Raw genomic sequence first — 23680 nt, forward strand, 5'->3', positions numbered from 1 at the left:
TAAAATTTATTATAATTAGATCAAAAACCTACCATCTCTAGTTTCAGCCTTCAAGCCTAATATAAAGCCCCAAGGTAAGTGAGGCACTGGTTCTGGTTATGAAAGTCATGAATAAAATCATATCTTTCATAATCTTAAGAAGAGAACTTGCTTAGGCGAATACTCTATGAGTTGGGAGCGCGAGACGCGAAGCGAGTTCGAACGACTCGTATACTGGTTTATGATCCTGCCCTGAACTTGCATAGAGGAATCATTACTTTGCGTATAAACAGATCCCGAATCAAAAACCGTGCGGGATGACGCTGTAGAATGTTAGTTTTGCCTTCAATGACAACTGCGAAGCTGTGTTGCCACAGCTTTCTTGGTACTGGAGCCAAAGAAAATGCCAGTAACATCTTTGCTCAGCTCTCCTTTATCAACCTTTCGCACTAAGCATTTCGCTGAGTAAACACCACTTTAAAACTCGCACCGCCCTGCTCGTTTTTGCAGGTAACGCTGAGTTTGGCATCGTGAAAATCAACGACTTCTTTGACAATTGACAGGCCCAGTCCACTGCCGGTCAGGGTGGATTGCTCTTGTCGCCAGAAACGCTCAAACAAACGGTCATAGTACTGTGATTGGATCCCCGGGCCGTTGTCGCTTACTTCCAGTTCGGTAGTGGTCACTTTTACCTGAATTTTGGCGTTATCCTGCGAGTGTTTCAGGGCGTTTTCGACCAGGTTTTTGATCATGATGTGCACGGCGGCTTTGTCAGCCAGGATCTGATCTGTGTCGGGGTCCGCATCCAGGCTTAATTCTTTATCAAACTGCAGTGCCAAAGGGGCAAGCATCATACATACTTCCTGCGCCAGTGCAGACAAACTCACAGGTACTTTGTTATACACCACAAAATTTTGCGCACGAGACAGGTCCAGTAGCTGTTGAACCACCCGGGTCATATACGCTACATCGTTGATGATTTCTTCGCGGATCTGGGGGGCAATATCGGCCAGCTGAACCCGGGTATTTAACACAGCCAGTGGCGTTTTAAGCTCGTGGGCCGCGTTTGCCACGAACCGCTTTTGCTCATCAAAGCCGGCCTCTACCCGCTCCATTGCCTGATTAAGAGAATTCACTATGGGCTGAATTTCATAAGGCAGGCCCTCATTGCTGAGCCTGAAGCTCAGTTGCTCCGGCTTGATTTGCTTTAACTGACCTGCCACGGTTTTTACCGGTTGCACCACAGAGCGCATGGACAAATACCCGACCAGCATAAACACCCCAAATGCCGCAAAAATGGTAATGGCGGTCACCCGGTTAAGTGCCGGTATCACAGCTTCGTTCGCCAGTTCGGTGATTAAATCATTGCGCGCCATATCCAGCACCAGCGCCTGACCATTCAACATGAGTTCAGTACGAAAGCGGTCCACGCCCGCCAAGTGAGAATACCCAACCGGAATATCCCCAGTCAGCGCTTCAAGCGCAGCCGAGCCTTGATCATTGCTTACGGACTGAAGCAACACCTCATTATTCGCAACACGAATAACACGAAACGCAAAGTTATTATACAGGGCATCATAGCCCCATTTTTCAATCACGCTATCGGGGGCATATATAAGCTGCTGCTGTTCAAAACGCAGTGCGTCTGCGACATCTTCGCTCATCCCCTTCATACTGACTTCCAGCGCCAGGTTGGCATAGTTCATCGAAAACAAATGTAAGATCACACCAATGCCGGTAAATACGACAGAGCCAATTAGTATAAAGTGCAGATATATCTTGCGAGCAAGCGAGTTTTTAATGATCTTCATGCCAATATGTATCCTATGCCGCGAAGCGTTTTAATGGTCACGCCAGCTTCTGTGCCATCGAGCTTTTTGCGTATTCGGTGAACCGCGACTTGCAAGGCGTTATCGGTGACTTCAAACCCCATCGCATAGATGGCATCGTAAAGCGCATCTTTGCCAACAGTCAGCCCAACATGGCGCAACAGATATTCCAAAATAGCCACTTCGGTTTTACCCATAGAAAGGTTTTCACCACTCACCGTCACTCTGCGAGATTTGGGGTCAAGGGCGAGATTGCCATGAGACAACAAAGTGCCTGTATACTGGCTCGGTCGACGCAGCAAAGCACGCATACGCGCGAGCAATTCGCCAATGTCGAAGGGCTTGTTAATATAGTCATCTGCGCCCAAATCCAGCCCGGCAATGCGGTCATCGACACTACCGCGCGCTGTTAAGATCAAGACAGGCACCGGGTTTTCAGCTTCACGCAGTGTTGCTATCACATCCAGTCCGTCTTTGTCGGGCAGACCCAGATCCAGAATAATGGCGTCGTAGTGCCAAAGGGCCATTTGATCATGTAATGCACCCGCACTGGTGGCAATATCGGCAGCATAGCCTTCCTTGGTCATAGCCTGCTGGATAAAACTGGCCAGTTGCAGGTTATCCTCAGTGATCAAAATGCGCATACTAGGTTCTCCATTGTCTGACTGTGCAGTACTTTCTCTCGTTATTCCGTGCATATATTAACCAGGCGTGGCACATCTGCCGATGAGTGCTGACTACATTTGGGTAACAGCAGTTGCAGTAACACCGGAATGACCACCAGCACCAGTATTGTAGAAGTGATCAACCCACCGATAACGGCCCATGCCAGCGGTGGCCACAACGGACTGCTGGCTGACGTTAGCGGCAGCATGCCCACGATGGTTGTAACTGTAGTGACTATAACAGGGCGTACTCTATTTTGTACCGATAATATGATGGCTGTCTGAGTATTCTGACCGCCTTGTACGTAAAACAAAGTACCGTCGATCAATAAGATAGCATTATTTACCACAATCCCTGCTAATGCCAGAATACCCAATACTGACATAAACCCGAACGGAACCTGTGCCAGACTCAACATGGCAGGTGCACCTATAACGGCAAACGGAATGCTCAGCATCACAAGTAAGGTTAAACGCAGTGAGTTGAACTGCAGTATCAGGGCTATAAAAAGTAGCAATGCGCCAACTGGCAGCGTTTTAACCAGTGCATTATTGGCCTCACCAGATTCCGCCATTTCGCCCCCAAACTCCAGTTTAAGGCCATAGCGCTGTGCAATAGCTGTTAGTGCTGGCTTCAGCTCAGTGAGCAGTTCAGTCTCATCCACACCCGGTGCCACTTCACTGATCAGTTTAACCACGGGCACACCGTTTCTGCGCTCCAGAAGCGCCGGCTGGCCAAGTACCTGAGTATCTGCCAGCGCATGCACTGGTACGGGTTTGTCTATCAAAGACGTGAGTACACCAGTATTCATCATGTCCATGCTGTCATGGCTGGAATTCGGGTCGTACAATACCACCGCTGTTGGCTCATCGTTAAAACTCACTTGCGTCATAGTCAGGCCTGAACTGCGCCAGGCCAGATAGTCATTGAGTTGGCTTTCCGTCAGACCAAACTGACTAAGGCGTTGCTGATCAAACGTCATCGTCAGCTGTGGTACGGGGACCGCGTAGTCTTTCCCCGGCGCTTCGAAGCGCGCATCTGCTTTGAGCATGGCAAATACCTCTTCACCGGCACGGCGAAGTACATCGTAATCTTCACCACTTAGCCACATTACCACAGTACTTTCTAATGGCGGTCCCTGGCCCAGTTCACGGGCGCGCAACACGGCCTCTGGATACGCTTTTTGCAAGCTGGTGTTAAGCTGTTCAACTAACTGAGCCATATCTGCATTGGTTTGTGCAGTGAGTACCACACGGCCAATATGACTTTCATCCGGCTTTTGCGCCAAATTGTAGTAAAACCTCGGGCCAGAAAAGCCATTGAACACTAAGGTACGCTGGACGTCGGCTCGGGCGCTAATGTCTTCAGCAATTTGGTTCAATATGCTGGCTGTATATAGTTTATGACTGCCCATTGGCAGCTCTACATCCACAATGGCCTGATTACGATTGGTTTTTGGAAAAAACTCGCCATCAGCTTGTGGCAATGACATTAATCCGGCGCATAAACCAACAGCCGCAACCAAAGTGAGCGCTTTATATTGCAACGTAAACTGCGATAAAGCCAATGCGCCCCGCTCTAAGTGTTGTTGCAACTGCTGCTGCCAGCGTGACGCCCTCAGTGTGCGAACAGGCAAATAGCGGTTAAGCAACGGCACCAATGTCAATGCAATCGCGTAGCTGGCTACAATACACAAAATAACCATCACCGGAATACTGGCAATAAAGTCTGCCACACTGCCCTTGGCCATGAGCATAGGTAAAAATGCCGCTATCGTTGTCACGGTGGCCGCGCATAAAGGACGCCATAGCTCATGGATACTTTGGATGGCGCTGTGCAGAGGGTCGGTGCCAGACGAAATATGGCGATTAAACCGCTCGGCAACCACAATACAATTGTCAACCATCAGGCCCAGAGACAAAATAAGTCCTGCAATCGTCATCTGGTGTAACACCCCATCCATGGCACTGAATGCCGCTATGGCAGATAGCGTGATAGCCACCACTGCAATACACACACTGACAGCCCCGCTTGCGGACAAGAAAATAAACAAAATAGCGGCAATGGCAATCAGGCTAAGCATTAAAGATTGCATCAGGGCATCTTTGCGCTTTTTGGCCCACTTGGGCTGGAATAACTCAATGCTCACGATCTCTGCGCCATGGGTCTGGTTAAACTGCTCAACCAGCTGGGTGATCTGCTCTCCTGCCTGAGCAATACGGATCCGGTTGGGTACCAGGGTTACTGCCACGCCAAGTTGCTGCTGACCGTCAACCCAGAAAGACTCTCGGGCTTTGGGGTCGGTACGATAGTGGACATCTGCCAAAGTTGAAAGAGGTAACTGCTGACCCTGAGCCGTTGCTATCAGGGTATTTTTTAATTCATCGGTAGAGTCTAACTGAGCCACCGGAGATAAGATCAGGTTAGCTCTGTCGTCAGTGATGCTGGCCACCGAATCTGTATTATTAGCAGCTGCTATACGCTGTGCAATCTGCAACGGGGTAATACCCGTTTGCTGCATAGTCTGCTGTGAAAAAGCCACCGCTATCTGTTGGCCCGGATCGCCCACCAGCTGTGCATTACGTACCGTGCTAAGTGCCAATAGCTGGTCACGCAGCGCGATGGCAAGTTGGCGCTCCTGCAACAAATCTCCCCGACTGCGCACTGACAAAAAAATACCCTGGGTGTCCTGCACGCGATCCATGATGGTCATCGACAACGTCGGGTTACTCTGGCGTATTGGCGCAATACTTTCTTTGATCCGTTGCCAGACCTGATCGGTGTTGTACACGGTTTCTTTTAACTCAATATCCAGTGACGCAGCGCCATGTTTAACCTGAGCACTGTAGGCCTGGATCTCATCTATTTGTGCTAACACGCGCTCTAGCGGGCGAATGTAACGCTGCGCCAAAGACTCGGCTTCGAGGCCACTGGCATTGAGCACAATCAGACCATTGCGATATGGAAAAGTGGGATCTTCCTGCTCAGGAGCACTAAACCAGCCTCCCACACCAGCAAGGCACACAATACATATCAAACCCAGGATCAGGCGTGGGTTGACAAACCAGGGCGTTCTATTCACAACTTACTCCTTATAAAGCGAGGGGGTTTGCAGCGTCCGACTGTCTGCAAATACCAATGCAGGTGATTCAAGCGCTTCTTCACTACTTACCAATATATGATTGGCTCGCCCTGTTACGACCTGCACGTACTGGCGTCGTTCAGGGCTCGATTGCAGCACGACATAAGACCGACCTGTTTCGTCATAATGCAAGACACCGCCTGGCAGCTGATACAAGCGCTGATCTGAAAGCGGTATTTGTAATTGTACATTCAGGCCCATCCAGCTTTGCTCTTGTGCTGCCAGTTGGACTTTCAAAAAAAAGAAAGGAGAGCGAGACCCCAGCGGCAATACGCGCTCTACAATTACCCCCTTAATTGACTCATTTAACGCGGGCACAAATACCTCTACCTGCTGTTGTGCATTAACTTTTAAGGCCACCTCTTCGGGAATTGCAAAGCGGGCATGTAACGCATCAGCCGCCTGAAAGTTCATTACCGTTTGCCCAGCGTCAGCGTACTCTTTTTTACGTACCAGAAGATCGCTCACCACCCCATCAAATGGCGCATTGATGGTCAACTCCGCAAGTTGATTGCGCGCGGCATTCACTTCGGCCTGCGCCTTATTTATCTGCTGATAGGCCATATCCAGGTCACGACGAAGCTTGTCCAGCTGAGACTGAGTTTGCAGGTTACGTTTTACCAAAGCCTCAGCACGCTCGAATTCGACTCGGGAATTGGTAAACGCCGCATTTGCCCGCTGGAGTTCAGCCCGGGCCTGATCCAGTAGCGCATAAGCCACGGGATCGTACAGCTCCATCAAGGCTGTGCCCCGAGTCACAAACTGCCCGGCATGTACCCAGAGCTTTTCTACCCGACCCGATTTCAGCGCAGCCAGCTGAGTGTCTTCTGCGCCTTCAATCTGGCCATAAAATACTTTCTTTGGTACGTCCATAACCCGCTCAGGCAGCACAGTGGCTAACTGAATAGCTGGCTGATTAGAATCAGCCTCTATATAAGCGTCACGCTGCTGGTCCTTACAGCCAAACAGGGCTATCAGACTCAGCAAAACAAGAGGTTTAGAAGACATATACATACCCCAGCAATAGTTGCGCAGCACCAGATTTATCTATCAATGGAGAGTCTTCGATCTCGCTGCCGTAGGCGGTATAGCTCAGGTCAGCCTTAATCATATGGTTTTTACCAAAGAACCAATCACTGGAGACACCCACCTCAACATTCATGGTTGCTTCGCCCACATAAGCCATGCGTCCGGCGCGTTGCTCATTGGGTAGAACACCATAGTAATAGTCAACCAGATCTTCACTCAGATAACTGGCAGACACATAGGGTACAATGCGGCCATCGCCTACGTTAAATGGTACGCCATAACTTACACTAGCCTCATACCCTTTATGGGTGCTGGTCACATCGTGCATAAAAGAAAAGCCAAATTCGCCAAACTCAGTGTCCAGCTCCCCTTCAAACCCAAAGTCGAAACTCATGTCCCTGTCTTCCATGCCCAGGAAAATGTCACCATCGGCTTCTTCGTAACCATCCAGCCGCAACTGACCCACAACCGAAAACTCTATATTTTCTTGCTGCCAGACTTTATAACTGCCACGCGGTCCTAATAATGAAAAATTACCAGACTGAATGGCCAAAGCCGGCACCAGAATGGTCTCATTGCCAACATCTGTATAGCCCTGATCCTGAGAGACAATTGCTGCGCCAATCCCCCATTGAATGCCTTGGTCCTGATCGTCAGCCAGAGTAGAAAAGCTCATAAGTGCCAGAGAAATCAAAGAAAGTGTTTTGTTCATTACCGTGCTCCGTTAGTCAAACTTACTGTATCGGACAACTCATTTGTCCGGGGTTAAGTAAAACTTAAGGGAACAAACTTTCTTGAAACTTACAGCCCGGTAATTTTTGAAAATTATGATTTGAGGTCAATGATGCACAGATTGATATGGCGCTATCGTATCAGTAGTTATGAGACAGTGTCGACACCTGGGCATGTTAACGAAGCAGTGGTATTAGAGCTGAAGAGACTTACTAACTTGTTTAAAATACAGGCCGATAACGAACTATCAGCCTGTTAATCAGCCACAAACAACAGCAGCTTATTCATTAGGTTTTGGCAGCACACTTTTAATGTGAGCCGGGAAGTGAAAAGCTCAACCTTATTCGTCACCGTCTTCAGACCTGACGTACCTTGCCTGAAAGCGGTTTCTCGCTAATTGAATGAATTATTGACTCGCGGGGCATGCCTACCACTTTAGTGCTCGTTCGCACCAACACACTTTATCACGGCTGAAATAAACTGTTCTGGATTATCAAGACCGATGAAAATGCTCTCCACCGCGCCTTGCGGTTCAGCCAACTCAATTTTAACATTCGGGTTACCAGCGTAATTGTAACGCTTTACGCACTGGGCTCTTGCCACATATTCGTCATGCGATTGTATTTTGGCGATGTTTCTTAAAGGGATAACAAACGAATGAAACAGGCCATAACGAATGACTAGCTCATTACCAACCAAAGAGACCGGCCTGCGGGACACCGCGCGATACTCTGCAACAAAGAAGACCAAGCTTGCAAAGGTAAGAAAAGTCACAATATTCGCAGCCAACGGTGACCAGACAAAATGTAAAAATAGATGCATGATCGGCATTTCGAGGACAATCAAGAAAATGAACCCAAGTAAGTTACTCTTTGCGCCATCTTTTTGGTGATATGTAAAGTGCTGCTCACCACAAAAGTGCTCTGCTTTTACTCGCTTTGCAAAGAGCGCAAAAGTCCACATGCGTATTTCAAAGGTAAATAACCTCGCCAAAGTGCTGTCACCCAAATACCGATTAACTGATGTTTCTATCGCGCTATCCGGATCTTCGAGCTGACCGATGGCAACCTTAATTGAAAAATATACGGTGATCGCTGCCACCAGTTCAAGCAACAAAATTGCCGCTAAAACAAAATAACGGCCGCTTTCAAGGTAATGCCAAAGCAATTTGCTGTGTTCGGGAATAATATAACTCCCCACCAAAATAGCCAAACACACTAGGACAATCGCTTTTAGCAAGGCTTGCTTATAATTCTTGACACATAAGAAGCACAAGACGGGTAGTACAAGCAACGCATCTAAAAGATATAGCCACTCAAAGTTTGCATGACCATAATCATTTAGCCAGCTATCAGACTGGTAATAGACTCCCCACCAGATTGAAATACATAGCAGAAATATCACTGGGACTTTTGACTTTATCGAGTCACTCATACACCTTTCCTTTTGATGTAGTGCTTAACATTACGCTTTACTCTGAAAGCACTGATTTTTTACCTCTGGCAATATCCTATATTGTACAGACCTGCCTTGCAGTGTTTCAAAGTTAATTTTGAAGGCTTTATGTCACTATACTTGCGAGTGATTGAGCAATCATTTAGCGAATGATGTGTTATTTAACAGCAGTAAATCGATGCCACTTATTGATATCTCACAAAAGCTATCATCCCTATAGCGGTTTTAACTAAGCAGGCTATTCTGAAACGGTCATTGTACTCATAGCTTATAATTTACCTGCCGGCGCATGGTGGCACTAGCTCCGTCACTTGCTGCTATATATTTGGATATTCCAGTTGAGCAACACCAAGAGCCCCAGCCATGAAATAAGGAAATCAAAAATTAAGGGGAGACTATCAGGACCGCTTTCCTTGGCTCACGCCAGTATTTTTAGATAAATCAGACAGTTACGGGGCGTTAAATGCCATGTCATAACTAGTCAAACAAGAAGCTAGGCTGGCGTTGCTCACTGGTTACTTTGGCTGGCTGCTACTTCTCTACCTTTCTCAATTACCATGTTCAGTGATACGGGTTAACCTGTACTACCCAAGTTTGAGCACCGCAAATTAAAAACGTTTAACCATGGCAAGCCTAATTAAAAATCAACCATGACGTGCTCGTGCTTTTGCCCGTTCTCTTGTGCCCGCTTCTGCCCTTTTTGATACTCTTGCGCGATCATTTCTTCTATCACTGACGCTTTTTCATTGAAGTCTTTTTCTGATAAATAGCCAGCTTCAAATAAGTCCTCAAGCTCGTCCAGCTTCTCTTGCAGCTGTTTGATCTTTTCAAGATTGACACCCAGGCGCTGCATTATAATGGCTTCTTGCATCTCGCCTAAAAAGTTATCGTTGCGGATCGTCGTCTGCAACTCTTTTCGCTGATATTGCAAACTAACCTCAGAGGGTTGAGACTCCGGCATTTCCATAGCAAGCTCCTGACTGAAGCCTGAGTCTGTATTTCCACTCCCCGGCAACTTACTGCCAGTGTCAACTTTGTTTTCAGCAGCCACTAGGCCAGCACCGGCCGTTTTGTACATTAACATGGTAACTCCTTGATACATTTCTAATACCTATCTGTATGTATCAAAATTTGAGCCAACTATGAGATTGTCATGTTAGATAGGCCTGAAGCGGAGTTGAGATAGAGTGGCTACCCAATGTTTAACCAACATGAGTTTATTACTCCGCGACGATAAAAGGCACCTGATCCCGGGCACAACACCATCAAAAAAACTTTTCAGCTCAGGCACGTAAAATAGATACGAACTCTCTGTGCAATTGACAAACTCTCACCCCAGTGTGAGTGTTAAAAATCAATGTCCCCGCCATTGCCTTTAGTACTGAGCAAGTAACGAAATAAACGACCCAGGGCCCGCAAAAACCAACTGATTACATCGATTGGAAACTCAATAATCTCTTCGAGGAAATCCATTGTTGCGCTCTCTGTCTCGCGTTTCCCACGTTTTTTACTTGGCCAGTGCACGTATGATATAAAATACAAAAAACCACCGACTAGCAAACAGGCCCAATGAAAGTGGCCGGTCAACACACCCAAAATCAAACAGGTTCCGGTAAAAAAGCCCATAAGGGCTAAAGCAATTTTTAACTGTTCCATAGTTCATGTCCTTTTATGCGCCATCTCCAAACGCAGTCAAATCAGGGGAGCAAGTAAACAAAGCGAGGAAGCTGACAAGCCTTGTTAAGGCACCTTAAACTCCTTAATTGAATAGCTACATTCATCATCAACAACCAGATCGTCCCAGTCAACCACAATTGTTCAGTGGAAAGCCATATAATGGGTGGTATTCAATTCGCAGGGCATCTGCATTCAGAATTACCTCTTTTGCCAAATTGAAGCGCCCTTCAATAGTCACCTTTTGCTTCCCTTCTAATAATTGAGGCTTTCCTTCAACCACTTGCACTTTGCTGTAGTCCAAAAATATGCAGGCGTCAGTCGCAGTAAATGAGTATTCTGTCAATTCAAAGCCTTTCCATTGCATGCTCTGTCTTTCTACTCTTTCAACCGTTTCTGCATTGTTGGCCCAATGCATAATGCCCCAAGATGAGATAACCAGGAAAATTGACATACCCAGTGTAAAAATTATGGCATATACACTTTTTGAACTAAAAATTACCATGATTGCTCTCAAACTACTCATTAGGGAAGTTAGTTCTAAATAGTTATAATATCCGGGAGTGAAAAACCTTGCCTTCAGCACACTGGGAATCATCCCACGTAGGATTAATTATCTCCAATACATATAGGACCAACAGAAGAAAGTACGGCATGGTTTACCCAGTTTTTTATGATACGTAGCTACGCATCATCACCAATATGACTGGCTATCTTATAAAGGGCTATGCAAGCTAACAAGAATGGAATACTCAATATCACGAAAAAAACACTTTCGACTAATATCTCACTATCTGCCGCCGACTCCATCAAAATGTCTATTGTTACCCACTGTGCCATTGAAACAGCAACAAACCCTAATATCGAGTAAAATAAGACATTCCCCCAGGGTAACCCTTTAACCTGACTGAATTTATACGCAGCAATACTGACTACTATGGTACTTACTATACCAATCAAAGCCTCAATCGCTTGAGAAACAGAATAAATGATAAAAAAGGCGCTATTTCCTTCCATGCTTCAAACTCCTATAAACAATGTGCGGCACAACGCCTTCAAGTACAAGTCGGGATGTCGCCCGGGCCCCTGAAAAAGCATAGCACCGCATTCCTGGAAGCTCCGATTCTAGAGCCCTTTTGCTTCAAAACAACTCATTAGTAATTTTCGTCGCTTTATTTCTTTCTCTGTAGCGGGATATTTTCGATAGCTGAATAGAGTTGATGTATGTTCAGACACACAAGCCCCTACCACATCTATATCAAATTTTTCGACATGGTTGCTGCTTACCTCATAATTGTTATCACATGCATAATTAACATAAGCAAATAGAGGCCCTCCGCCCAACCTTGGGTGTTTCAACTTAACTTTTTCAGTAATGCTAAGCTCTTTCATAGGAAGAAAACCCTTGCTTTTAAGCTCTTGAAAAATAAATTCAACCCCAATTTGAGTATTTACCTGAATTGGAGATTTGTCCTTTTTATTTTTATCGATTAGCAAAATAGTAGCCTTGTTATACTCTTTTTTTATTTTTGAGGTTTTATCAAAGCAAGTATCACCAGTGCTTGTCAGGTTATCATATACATCTTCTTCATACGTGTAAAAATCTCTAACAAACTGATAAGCTGGAGTGCTTGCACAGCCAACTAATAAAAGCGAAATAAAAAACGAAAATTGTTTAGAAAACATTATTTAACCCCTTGATATAGTCTGATTCTCCATCACCATGTGATGGCGTCAAAATGCTTCAATGCAACAAACAGCTGAGTCATAAAGCCAAGTGTTTTCACCCTGCCAAATAACCTTTATGAGAGACAACGCCATCAGGCTTATTTCCTCGCTACTGAAACTTAGGCAAGACCAAGAACTTGCAGCAACTAAAGCTACACTCTCACTCTACCGTAACTGGGTTACAAGAATTAGAACAGTATGGTTAGCTAATCAAAGAAGAGACTAGTATAAGCACTTTATTTGAGCAGCCTTAGCCACGAGGTGATAATGAGGCTAAATGAATAGTGGTTAATTAACCAAAAAAGATACATCTGACTTTTAAAAGGAGCAATATTAATTAATGAAAAATCACACGAATAATTCACAACTCCCACCTTAAACTTTAAAATAGAAAAACCATTTTAAAAAAATCAACACCAAAACTTCCCTCTTATTTTTACTATTGCAAAAAAGTTCATGACTAATAAATATCGCTCCACTTTTCAATGGAATCCCAGTCTACTTCTTGATCAACAACCCTCGCATTTGCATAGTAAGTTCTTCGGTAAGAAAATATTTTTTCTGTAAGCCTAAAGTCACTAACAAAACCTTTTTCAACAATCTCCAAGCGTGAAACCAATTTCTTTTCTAAGTCAAAAATTGCAACTCTCGTTTTTGGCCCCTTTCTATAATCTGTTGTAAGCCATTCTTGAATAACTAAATAACGGCCACCTAGCAATTCACTGCGTTCAAACCCATAGTAGAAAGTCGGTACTTTATGTCCTTCGATTTCCAATGAGTAATATGCAGGGCCAAATTTGACTTCGCTCTTATAATTTAACTGATACTGCACCTTTGATTTTCTCGTCATTTGACTAATGTCTTTTGCCTGTTGAATACAGCTATTTAGAGTTTCATGAAAATCGACACCCGAACAACCAGCTTTACGCCCCAGCGTATCCTCTCCCTCTGCTGAATATTGAGATGGACCTACTTCTGTGCAACGAAAACGCCACTCTTTGATCCCTGCATCGATTGGATATTGCCGGGACAGCTCCAGTAGTGACTTTCTGGTTATTTGTGATTTCAAAGTATTTCCTCGAAACGCTGCTATTGCTTTGCGCCCTTTAAATGGATGTACGTCATTAGCGCTTTATACCCCACTGCAAGGTAATATATGAGGTGCCTTTTAGGCCCTTTAGCCTTTTATAAAAAACACAACACATGTATTTCCCCAACCTACTTACAGGCTCTATTGATTAGCTAGTCACAAGCCATTTAGATCAACTATCATACCGCGATAGTCAAACCCCTTAGATTTGTAGAAAGCTAACTCTACTTTTTTAAACGAATCGAGGTATGCTGCTAATAGCGGCGCAAAAAATACAGTCGCATAGTAGTGTTTTACTTCTCCATCAGGAAAATAACCAACATCATGGATTAGCCAATGTTGTATGTCGAAAAACCTGAAAAACACGACCGCAGCCAGACCAAATAGTAGAGATAAAAAAAGCTGACACCAAAGTGGTTTATCAAATTTCCATAAAATTCTACTGAGCCCAGATAGAAAAATCACATAAAAATAGAACACCGAAAGTAAAAATACAACTAAAAAATCAAGTTCCTCTGGTAACAAGAAAAAGCTAAATGCAGGTGCGACACACCCAAGCATATTTATTTTATATCTGTCGACAAAAGACTCGCCTTGGAATATTACATCATAGGGTAAAGAGGTTACTATTTTCATCTTGGCTATAACCCCTTAAAAATGTGCAACTAAATCCACTCTGAAATCAGCGCCGAAGCAGTGCGTTCTTAGCGTTACATTGTCATTAACTAATGACCTCGGTTAGAATAATACTTCCGAAAAAGATAACAGTAATGTATTAAGGGTATTAGCATGGGAATACCAGGACTAAATAACCCACCGACTTGAAAAACTTCAGGTGAACCGAAGCCAAATATTGAGTTTATAAGCACTGAAACTGAAGCCCAAATAGCAATAATTCCGCCAAGGAGAGCAAAAAATTTACAGTAGCTTTTTGTTTTTTTAGTGAGATATTCTCTCGTATTATATAACTCAACTAAAAATAGCCACAAAGAGACAATAGCCAAAGTACACATTACAAGTAATGACAACACCAAGAACTCGTATAGTTTCACTGTTTTTACTAACGAATCCAACACTATGAAGTAGCTTAAAAACAGCCCTCCAACAGCTAAGATAGTCGCAGGGACCAATACCAAAACAATATCTAAGAGTATTAATTTCCGCATAGAATTAACAAATAAGTCAATGCTCCAATATTAAGCGTCAAATACAGACTAAGCTTCACAGCGAATGAGCGTTAGCCTGACGTTACATCCGCGCCATTATTAGCATGTTATGTGTATTGCCCATACCTTTTCCCGAGCCCCCCAAAAAAAGCAAAGTTAATACTTGTATCTCAAGAACTGATTTTAATGCACTGCATTACTCGTTAAGTGTGAAAGCATACTCTGATAATTGGATACTGACTTTTTCAGGAGATTAATAATTTTATCTTCTTGTCCATCATGAACCACAATCAAACGGCCTCTCATACTATCAAACATAGTAAAGGTAACTTCAGAGCGTTTGTATTTTATCCAACATCCCACCGCTAATAACACCCAAATCAAAGTGACCACCAGCCCTGCTAAAAGCTTCTCAATCGAATCAACATTCAGCGAAGCCTTACCAACAGCAAATAGTGCCAGAAAAATAAAAGGTGACGCGATAAATTTCCATATCGCATTTTTTGATGTAGAACGAATGACATTTTCCACATCAATTTCATCATACTGGGCCTCAAACGCGATAGAATCTTCCGAGTCGCTATACTCATAAGACAACGCTTTGTCATTAAATACGAACTTAACTTTGTGCCCTTTAAACTTCTGATAAATCGTTTCCACCCGCCCTCCTGAAGTACATACACAGCAACTCGTAATCCCAGGATAGTATCATACCTATTAGATTCACTTTATGAGTACAGTTAGCGTTTCATCTAGGCTTCGTTTAACCAAAAACCTTGGCAGCCATACATATGTGCATCATTATTACACTCCAAAGATTTCAACTCTATTTCGCCCGAGAGCTTTCGCCTTTTTTAGCGCAAGTGCCGCATCACTGGGCTTTTCTCCAACTCCTACAGACCAGGTTATACCATTTTTACTAAGCAGCTCTGGACTAACAATAAAGTCCGAAGAAGCTTTCACTAATATACTGTCACCACCACAAAAAACCACTTCACAACCTGAAGCAATAAGGTGTTCTCGAATTTGTTGTAGTTCCATTGCTATCAATGCTGAGTAACTTGCAGCTTGCTCTAAACAATCTGAAAAAATCAACTTCTCTAGCTGTTTTCCTATCTCGTCACCATCAAAAACAATATACATCTCGACTCCTCAATACAACAGCTCTCGCTTATGTAAAAACTCACTATTTGGTTAGCCGCAACATGAAACAAAATCAGCCAGCCAAAATTTGGTCGCTGTTAAACAGTTTGTTATTGTGGTTTCATGCTTGAATCCCGTTTACAATCAAGTATGAATGGTTCAAAAACACTGCCGATCAACACGTGGTCTTGATAGGGCGCACCAACACTTGAACCTGAGATAGCCTCTCCGTTATTCAGGTATATTTCATCCACCGACATACCATCGTTTACATTTACCCGAAGTACTTGTGACGCTGAGAGGTTTGCATGATTTTTACTGTGCTCCAGATACTTGAGCATTTGCGGATGACCTGCGACCCACAAGTTACCTTCAGAATCCCACTCAAGGTTGTCAAGCCCGCTATCAATTGTCATTTCGTCGATGAGTTGCAACTTTCCTGTTTGGTTATCTCGAGCATAGGTTAGCAGTCTCTCACCAGTGGACTCTGAGACATACACTTTTGACGAATCAAGGCTGACTTGAATACCGTTTGGGTAAGTCAGGTCGCCAGTTAATTTAGTAATACTACTGTTATTTCCATATGCTATTCCACCACGCGCCAGACGGCCGAAGGATTCCAAAAGGCGACCAAAGCGAGTAAGGCTGCCTTTGTCGATGGTTGCATAAAAACTTTCACTGTTAATTGCCGCAACGTCATTTAGGCTATACGGTAAATCTGTTTTAAATGTTTTTGCACGTTTAAGCGCCCCATCGATAATATCAAAAATGATTACTTCACTATCAGAGCGTTGCTCACTGCCGGGGGCTGATGGGGGATGATTCACAACAAAAAGCCGATCAGCTCCATGAGGGTTCTTCCACAACGAAACTCCGTGCGGGTAAAAAGTACCGCCAAGGTCGTGAGACATAAGCGTTGGCTTTGAATAGGAGCCTGTTTGATAAGTATATATCCCACCACCACCAGACCAGTTGCGCCGATCGTGTGCAGAGATAAAAGCCAGGCCACTTGTTGGGTCAATCGTTATATCCTCAGCGCCCACAACACCCTCTACTGTACTGCAGGAGCCTGCAAAATGCGGTTCGATTGTTTTATATGCTCCGCTATCAATAATTGTATCCATGACAAAAACAGCCGGCGGTAAGATCAGGACTGCGATTCCTATTAAGCACTTTTTTAGCATTCAATTTCTCTTTGTTAATTTACCTGTTCAATTAAAGTCGGACTAATAAATAAGAACAGGTATATGTTGATAAGCCCAAATAACCAAAGCACGTGTCCCTTGTTAATTGAGTCTCTTCTTCTCATCTAACAGAGCTTGTTGCTCAATTACTATTGCTGATTGACATGCCCCGCATACTCGCCACAGGCACTTTTATTTTTTAATGATTTTGGAGCCCAATCTATGCGATAGATACAGTTAGAAGATAACCAATGGTCCTATTTAAGTAACTAGGAGTATTGTAATAATTTGTGATGCATTTTTACCCAGGCAGCCACTGAGCAATGAAAAAACACTCACAAGTAGTGAACTTGTTTTTGTTGAGCCCAAGCGCATGAGCCGCCATAGGCAACCTCAATTATGAGGAGCCAACTAATCAACATTCACCACGGCCATCCTCATCAAAAAGCGGGATGTTCTAAATTGGCGTGTGTCATTTTTAGATGGGTGATGTAATGAATACCTTGCCATTTATGGAGCCATTCGGAATTTTTTATAGGCAACTCTTCTAACTTATTGAAGTCCCCCCTACAAACATTACCACCTCAACAAAGCACTGGAGAATTCCCTCTTTAGGGTGATCAGTAGGACGAGATAGTAATTTGTGCGTAACTACCTCCATAGAACAGCCCGGATATTTGTTTCAATAAGTGGTTTTAGACAAAGCGGTCGTTTTGTTAATCCTATCGTCAATGACAAAGCAGCTTCAATTCTGCTTGATCAACCTAACTGACAGGCCAGCTGTTGGGCGATCACGCGCTCTTTGTCAGCATACGGCTAACAACTTAGTCAAATCTTGCTTTTGTAATCCCAAAGGAGTTTATGGCTGGCTTATTTGCGCGCAACACTTTCACCACATATATTAAATTTAGGAAAACTTTTTGTTTGTGCATTTTTCCTGTGTAGCAATTTCGCTGCCCGGTTATGTTGAGCAATTCTAATGTGAACTCTGAAATCTAGCTAATGACTAGCAAGAGTTGGCATTGCTCTATCCAACTAAAACTAAATTCACGACGTAAAGGAGTGATTGTGATGGCATTAATACAACAAGTTAAACAGGCACTTATCAGACTAATTGACGCAGACGCAGGCTGGTTGGAGTTGTTGAACCACCATGGCTGGCAAATCGGCTTAGCAACGTTACGGCAATTAAGTGATGATGATTTTAAACAAGCGTTATTGACCAAGCCCTTAACAATAGATAGGAACCTGGCCGGCTTTACTGACTTTCATGTATCAGCAAACCATTTAATTAGTGCCAGTGAGCCTGCTAAAAGCTTGTTATATCATGCTTTTGCGTCCCCGAATGTATTAACCAAACCGGATGGATTTGAACTTCAGGCGTTTCCGAGCAGAGCAGAGATAGAAGTTGTCGAGAACTTTGTTTTTGCCGCCAGACAAGCCACATTGGCAGACATTGAACAACAAGCTCGTACCATTATGGGCTTTCCGGACAATGTAGAGCTGGAGCTGGCTGTGTGTAGCTTTAGTACCGAATACCGTGTTGCTCAGTCAACCGTACATGGTACTCATGCCGATATGTGTTTTTCGCGTACTGGTATTGCCCGGGTAGGAACCGATGAAGCCGTTTACTCACCCGAATTAAGAGGCTATAGCGTGTTTTTAGATGACGACGATATTCATCAAATTCGTGTTTTGCCCTGCCACTTCTCTCCTTATATTGCCGCTAAGTTTAAAGGTCGTAAAGACCGTTTTGGCCCGGTCGCGGTGTTAAGCGAAAACGTAGATGATTCGAATAATGAATTTTGGGTGCCCTTACACAAGTTATTCAACGGCGAGGAATGTATTTCGGGCCTTAAACTTGACGTTGATCAGCAAGCCAATTTGTATAATCAAAAATTGGAGAAATTTGCAGAGTTACTTAACCGGGAAGGCCTTAGCGAAGTGCCGGAATCCGCGTTACGTCAGTCACCTTTCCGGCTTACTGAGTTATTAGCTGAGTGGGGTGATGCGACAACGTTTGGGGCTGGTGCTTTAGTTCCGGTTGCCCACCCTTTAGTTGCAGGCGCCGCTTTGGATGGAGCGCCGTTAGATTTTATGACTCCTAAAATGACAGACAGAGGCCTCTTTTACAATGCGTTTGCTCCGACTTTGGCGATGCAAGCCGAAAGAAGCGGTGCGCGCCCTTGGCCCGAGTATGCCCATATTCGGGAAAAGGTTAATGAAGATGGCAGCAAGACCAGTTTGACAAACAACCCTGATGTCATCGACATCACCAAACAAGGTGGCTTTAATGCACTCCACTACCTGGATTTTGCCGCCGATGGCTCTGTCACGCCTCATGTTAAAGTGGCTGAAAGTAATACTGGTTTGTCGCACAATGGCAAACCGCTGGAAAGCATCAGTGCATATAGTTTGGTTTCTGCGCCCGACTTCTTCCCTAAGGTGCGTCAGCGTTTTGTTTATAGTTGGTGGAAAAATGATATTCCCAAACAGGCACGTGCGGGTACCCTACCTGCCTGGTGGAGCTGGTTGGTTGAACACAACCATTGGCAAAACTTATGGCGGGCAGATCCAACCCCGTTATCTGACTTAAGGGTCGCAGCAAACATTCAGTTACCTAATTCACCTTTTACTAAAAATGATATCACCGCTAGTGCAATAGTAGCTTTACCTCAGGCCGAAGTGGCAACGGATGGCACAACTGCTGAAATCATAAAAATGGCTCATCCAAAGCGAAATACCTTTTTGCCGGATGGCGCGGCTGGTATTTTTGCCCCTGGCTGGGATACCAGTTTTGATACTTTAAGTACCCCGCAAGGCAATGTGGATCATTTGGCCGCGTATGGTTTAGGTAGCCCCTTTCCGGAGGATGCCAAGTTATGTGCTGCGCTGAGCACCTTTTGGCCAGCAGCTGCACCTGATACTACTCGCACCTTTTTTGAAGTGCCTTTTAGCGCAGGTAGTGTTGTGCCATTAACCGATGCCGAAAGCGGCGTTGGTGATGAAGTCTCGTGGGATGGCTTAACCGGCCCTCACTTTGTCGACCGTAATGCAGAGCGTAGTGTAGTGCAATTCCCTGATTATCCTCGCGCCGATTACACTCGCAATGCGTTGAATGGGCTATTTTCAATTGCACAAACCAGCAAGATCTCGCTTGAAGAATATAAACGTCGGATAGTGGCCATGCTTAGGGTTTACCGGGCAATTGATAAGCTTGATAACAAAAATGATGCACATATAGTGTCGTTTAAACAAGTTAACCCGGGAGATAGCGAATTAGAGCAAGCAGAAGCGCGCACCAATGTGGATCTAACCGGTCCTATTTATCGCGTTGAGGGGTTTGATAATGAATTTTCCGGTCAGCAAAACGTGTCGTCCCCAACCCCCACAGATGAATCCAAACACTATGCCCAATACCAGGTTAAGGTAAGTTGGGTGGTATTTGTCGGATCAGGCGACAATGTACTAATGCGTTTAAACCTGGGTGACGGTTCGGCTCGCCGCAGTAACTGGGTTAGTCGTGATGTATAAACCCGTTTTATGCTATTTAAGCTATCCGGAGTCGCTTAATGTCCGGTGCTGATTTATTGATAATAGGTGGCGGCCCGGCTGGTTGTGCAGCCGCTATTACCGCCCGTCAGAGCGGGCTTAATGTCATTTTAATTGAGCGGCAGAGTTTTCCCCGGCATCGGCCGGGGGAATCTTTACACCCGGGTATACAGCCCCTTTTTCGTCAACTGGGTATTGAAGACAAAATACTGGCAGAAGCCCCTCTGCGTTATAAAGGCCAATGGACTGAACAAGGAGACAACACCACCTTTCAAGCATTTGGAGAAGATGACAACGGCAGCTGGCAAGGTTTTCAGATCCCAAGAGAACAGTTAGATCTGTGTTTAATTGAACAGGCCCGCTTGCTGGGCGTAGATATTCGCCAGCCTTGCCGTGCCCTGGAAATAGTCAGAGATAGTGGCAAGGTTACGGGCTTGTCTACAACTCAAGGTGAGATCCTGGCACAGTGCATTATTGATGCCTCCGGCGGCAGACATTGGTTAGCGAAACAACTAAATACGGGCCTGACTTATTTAAGTCGTCCACTTTATGCACGTTATGGTTATGTCAGTATTAATCAGGCTTCTGACTGCATTGAACAACCGAGATTTAAAGTGTTAACCAATGAATGGCAATGGTTAGCTCAGATCTCTGAGCGTACCATTCACTGGACACGTTTATTTTTTGATGAAAACACGTTCATTGAAGATGCAAAGCCAACAGCACCTTCCGATGCTAATAAGCACACTAGAGCACAGAGAAAAATCAATGCGCCGCCAACAGAGTTAGCTCACTTACCAGGGCTAGGCGGTATTAAAGGGGCTGACGTTAGCTGGCGAAAAACCAAGGTGCCGGCAGAGCCGGGTTATTACATTGTAGGAGATGCTGCATTTGTACTTGATCCAACATCGTCACACGGCGTGCTTAAGGCCTTAATGTCAGGTATTTATGCTGCTAACTTAGTCGCACAAGTCTACAAGCAAAAGATTAGTGACTCAGTGGCTGCTGAGATCTATAACAACTGGCTTACTCAATGGTTAGAGGGGGATGTGAATAAACTTAAAGCCTTTTATCAGAATACTCTGGATCTGCAATCATCGGATTAGGACGTCAATCAATTACTTTTGAGCTACTATTCAGTCAAGCCAATCGACATAAGAAATAGCCAATTTAAATCAATGAGTGGGCTAGATATTTGTGTCGATATATAAGGTAAGCTACTAATTGTCCTGTTAATACTGCTAACGCCTCAACCTCCAGTGGCGTTCTCGCCGCCCGGTTACTTTGGCTTGTTAATATACCAGCGATGAACTTGATACATAGCCAAAGTCACAACAAATGCGCTGAAAGCCACTATCAGGGGCGCAAAGGAAAAGATGTACAGAAACAGTACGAGAGAACAGAGCCCTGAAACCAATGAAAAAGCAATATACCCATATCCTATCTTACTATGACTCTTTGAATAGGTAAGCCGGACTAAAGCAACGAAGCCAATCAACCCCAGATACGCACAAAGACCAATTAACAACACAGAAATACCTTTTTGGTCAAACGCAAATAGATTGAGCGTTGAAAGCACTATCCCCTGAAAAATTAGAAGACCAACGGGGATAGTCAGTAAACCAACAATTATCTTTGAAATAAATGTCATCTGATTCTCAATTTTACACTAATGCTTGCAGCAAGTATGTATCTGCTTTGACTGCGCTTGTTATATACCCTACTGCTGTTGATAATGACACAGCTCTTTTAACGCCTTGTAAAGCCCAACTGCCATTGTGAAATCATTATCAAACTCATCTAATCGCAAGTTTAAGTCGATATAGCGATTCCTCATAATTGTTCTCGCTCAGAAATCATAAACTTCGCGCTTCTCCCCATCTTCATCGCCTCTACTCATGTAGAGATAGTTCTGAATAATCTTTTGACTTGATGAATTTCTTTCGTCGCTTCAGATGCTTCTCGAACTCCTCACCAAACAGCAGGACTAAATGCTAAATGACTTTGAAAAAGTTTAGACCGAAATTGAAAGCTATTAATTACCAGAAGGCCAGCCACAGAATAACCTGCCAAAACGTTAAAATTACTTGTTCGATATTTATTAGCAATCTTCGAGATTAGCTCTTTTTCCATAAAACCTAAAAAAGGCTTAGAGTCAATATATTTTTTCCTCCCAGGCCAAACATTTGCGCTAATACTGTGCCTATCGATGAGTTCTTTTCCCTACGCGGCTAATTCTGCACGTTGATCCGCATTCATTGCAACTAGACTCCATCATAGCGTGCATACAAGCATATATTTCAGTTGCTCGTTCATTCATGAGTGATATTTAACACCTTAAAAAGGTGAGCAACGCATAGTAAAAGCACCATACGTTGCAAATCAAACATAAACGGTTTGTGGTGACTCAATTTCGGTTAAGTCTCAACCCATCGTAAGGTCCGCTATTTTTGGACCCTAAAGTTCTTTTCCAGCGCTGTTCAGCAGCAAGAGCATACTCACCATCGGTGAACTCCAATACAGTAAAAACAAGATTATTATAGCCATTCTCAAGTACAAATAAATTCAAGTGCTTAGCATCACCATTAGAAGATAAATGCTTCAACCAACGCCCTATTATTCCACCATGCCCATATGCTGATCCTACATATCTTGAAGCACCATCCTTGGAACGCTGCAGGTAAACACCATTCCTAGATAGCACTTCTTTTAGAGGATTATCTTCACCACTGTCCTCTGCTATTGCAATGATTTCTTTCCATGAAAACTCTAGCCCAAGAACGTTAGTTTCAGAAGTATCTACGTCTGGTAAAGCCAACCCCTCGTAGGCACTATTCTTGGTATAAGTTTTCGACTTTTCAGCAACCTCTTTTGTGGTATCACTTGAGAGCACATCAAAGAAACCATCAAAGATTAGATCATAATCACCTTTAAAATCGGACCAACGCTTTACCGAATTGCAATTCCCTGTAACTGCATCTAATTCTTGCTTAATTGACTCAGGCATTGAAGCCCCATGATAAAATCGCGCAAATTGCTAACCACTCTTGTTCCAAAGTTCGAAAGAACGTAAACGGTACCCATTTGACTTCAGCCTAATTACAGCATGATCGTCATTGTCTTCTTCTACACGTACTTCAAATAATGAAGAAAGTCGGCTTTGCTCAAAAAGCCCTTTTAATTGTTCTGGCATTTTAATTTCTCTGAAATATCTATTTTCGGAATTTGTCATCGAGTCATAACACTTATTTAACCAGTGCAAAATAGTAGGCTAAACTTATCGAGGAAGGAGCGCAGTCGGCTGCTTTATG

Annotated in this window: 21 protein-coding genes; 2 read left to right on the plus strand and 19 right to left on the minus strand. The window is 44.1% G+C overall.

Features of this window, described 5'->3' with window-relative positions:
- Positions 1–428: 428 nt before the first annotated feature.
- The 16 genes from IY568_RS21660 to IY568_RS21735 form a co-directional block, all read right to left on the minus strand.
- On the minus strand, positions 429–1790 hold the full coding sequence (locus tag IY568_RS21660; RefSeq protein ID WP_194868660.1) for a sensor histidine kinase: 1362 nt from the start codon (positions 1788–1790) through the stop codon (positions 429–431).
- Positions 1787–2452, minus strand: a complete 666-nt coding sequence (locus tag IY568_RS21665; protein WP_194868661.1) for a response regulator transcription factor — start codon at positions 2450–2452, stop codon at positions 1787–1789. Before IY568_RS21665 ends, IY568_RS21660 begins: the two co-directional genes overlap by 4 nt.
- 41 nt (positions 2453–2493) lie before the next feature.
- Complete coding sequence (locus IY568_RS21670; RefSeq protein ID WP_194868662.1) at positions 2494–5556, minus strand: efflux RND transporter permease subunit; 3063 nt, start codon at positions 5554–5556, stop codon at positions 2494–2496.
- Between the two features lie 3 nt (positions 5557–5559).
- Positions 5560–6624 (minus strand): efflux RND transporter periplasmic adaptor subunit, encoded by a 1065-nt coding sequence (locus tag IY568_RS21675; RefSeq protein ID WP_194868663.1) that lies wholly within the window; start codon positions 6622–6624, stop codon positions 5560–5562.
- Positions 6614–7357, minus strand: coding sequence for a MipA/OmpV family protein (locus IY568_RS21680; RefSeq protein WP_194868664.1), 744 nt, complete (start codon positions 7355–7357; stop codon positions 6614–6616). Before IY568_RS21680 ends, IY568_RS21675 begins: the two co-directional genes overlap by 11 nt.
- A gap of 455 nt (positions 7358–7812) precedes the next feature.
- The gene (locus tag IY568_RS21685; RefSeq protein WP_194868665.1) at positions 7813–8811 is read right to left on the minus strand and encodes a hypothetical protein; all 999 of its coding nucleotides are present in this window, start codon (positions 8809–8811) and stop codon (positions 7813–7815) included.
- A gap of 658 nt (positions 8812–9469) precedes the next feature.
- Positions 9470–9916 (minus strand): hypothetical protein, encoded by a 447-nt coding sequence (locus tag IY568_RS21690; protein ID WP_194868666.1) that lies wholly within the window; start codon positions 9914–9916, stop codon positions 9470–9472.
- Between the two features lie 263 nt (positions 9917–10179).
- A complete protein-coding gene (locus tag IY568_RS21695) occupies positions 10180–10488 on the minus strand; it encodes a hypothetical protein (RefSeq protein WP_194868667.1) in 309 nt (102 codons plus the stop codon).
- A 148-nt stretch (positions 10489–10636) separates the two neighbouring features.
- Positions 10637–11011: a hypothetical protein gene (locus IY568_RS21700; RefSeq protein WP_194868668.1), complete on the minus strand. Its 375-nt coding sequence runs from the start codon at positions 11009–11011 to the stop codon at positions 10637–10639.
- A gap of 179 nt (positions 11012–11190) precedes the next feature.
- Complete coding sequence (locus tag IY568_RS21705; protein ID WP_194868669.1) at positions 11191–11523, minus strand: hypothetical protein; 333 nt, start codon at positions 11521–11523, stop codon at positions 11191–11193.
- 108 nt (positions 11524–11631) lie between these two features.
- A complete protein-coding gene (locus IY568_RS21710) occupies positions 11632–12192 on the minus strand; it encodes a hypothetical protein (RefSeq protein ID WP_194868670.1) in 561 nt (186 codons plus the stop codon).
- A gap of 502 nt (positions 12193–12694) precedes the next feature.
- Entirely contained in the window at positions 12695–13303 is a 609-nt protein-coding gene (locus IY568_RS24950; RefSeq protein WP_228553501.1) for a hypothetical protein, read from the minus strand.
- A gap of 177 nt (positions 13304–13480) precedes the next feature.
- Entirely contained in the window at positions 13481–13960 is a 480-nt protein-coding gene (locus IY568_RS21720) for a hypothetical protein (RefSeq protein WP_125563782.1), read from the minus strand.
- A gap of 713 nt (positions 13961–14673) precedes the next feature.
- On the minus strand, positions 14674–15150 hold the full coding sequence (locus IY568_RS21725) for a hypothetical protein (RefSeq protein ID WP_194868671.1): 477 nt from the start codon (positions 15148–15150) through the stop codon (positions 14674–14676).
- A 144-nt stretch (positions 15151–15294) separates the two neighbouring features.
- Entirely contained in the window at positions 15295–15633 is a 339-nt protein-coding gene (locus IY568_RS21730) for a mCpol domain-containing protein (RefSeq protein WP_194868672.1), read from the minus strand.
- Positions 15634–15743: 110 nt separating this feature from the next.
- On the minus strand, positions 15744–16817 hold the full coding sequence (locus IY568_RS21735; protein ID WP_125563788.1) for an SMP-30/gluconolactonase/LRE family protein: 1074 nt from the start codon (positions 16815–16817) through the stop codon (positions 15744–15746).
- 1071 nt (positions 16818–17888) lie between these two features.
- Between IY568_RS21735 and IY568_RS21740 the strand changes: the two genes are divergently transcribed.
- Positions 17889–20351: a hypothetical protein gene (locus IY568_RS21740; protein WP_194868673.1), complete on the plus strand. Its 2463-nt coding sequence runs from the start codon at positions 17889–17891 to the stop codon at positions 20349–20351.
- A gap of 38 nt (positions 20352–20389) precedes the next feature.
- Positions 20390–21475 (plus strand): NAD(P)/FAD-dependent oxidoreductase, encoded by a 1086-nt coding sequence (locus IY568_RS21745; protein ID WP_194868674.1) that lies wholly within the window; start codon positions 20390–20392, stop codon positions 21473–21475.
- A 173-nt stretch (positions 21476–21648) separates the two neighbouring features.
- On the opposite strand, the gene IY568_RS21750 is transcribed toward IY568_RS21745, so the two are convergent.
- The 3 genes from IY568_RS21750 to IY568_RS21760 all read right to left on the minus strand — a co-directional run bounded on the left by IY568_RS21750 (position 21649) and on the right by IY568_RS21760 (position 23376).
- Positions 21649–22020, minus strand: coding sequence for a hypothetical protein (locus tag IY568_RS21750; protein WP_194868675.1), 372 nt, complete (start codon positions 22018–22020; stop codon positions 21649–21651).
- Between the two features lie 320 nt (positions 22021–22340).
- Positions 22341–22502 carry a hypothetical protein gene (locus tag IY568_RS25460; RefSeq protein ID WP_194868676.1) on the minus strand — a complete coding sequence of 54 codons (162 nt, stop codon included), beginning with the start codon at positions 22500–22502 and terminating at the stop codon, positions 22341–22343.
- A 274-nt stretch (positions 22503–22776) separates the two neighbouring features.
- On the minus strand, positions 22777–23376 hold the full coding sequence (locus tag IY568_RS21760; RefSeq protein WP_228553502.1) for a GIY-YIG nuclease family protein: 600 nt from the start codon (positions 23374–23376) through the stop codon (positions 22777–22779).
- Between the last annotated feature and the right edge of the window lie 304 nt (positions 23377–23680).

It is taken from the genome of Pseudoalteromonas sp. PPB1, assembly GCF_015356275.1.
Classification (GTDB): domain Bacteria; phylum Pseudomonadota; class Gammaproteobacteria; order Enterobacterales; family Alteromonadaceae; genus Pseudoalteromonas; species Pseudoalteromonas rubra_D.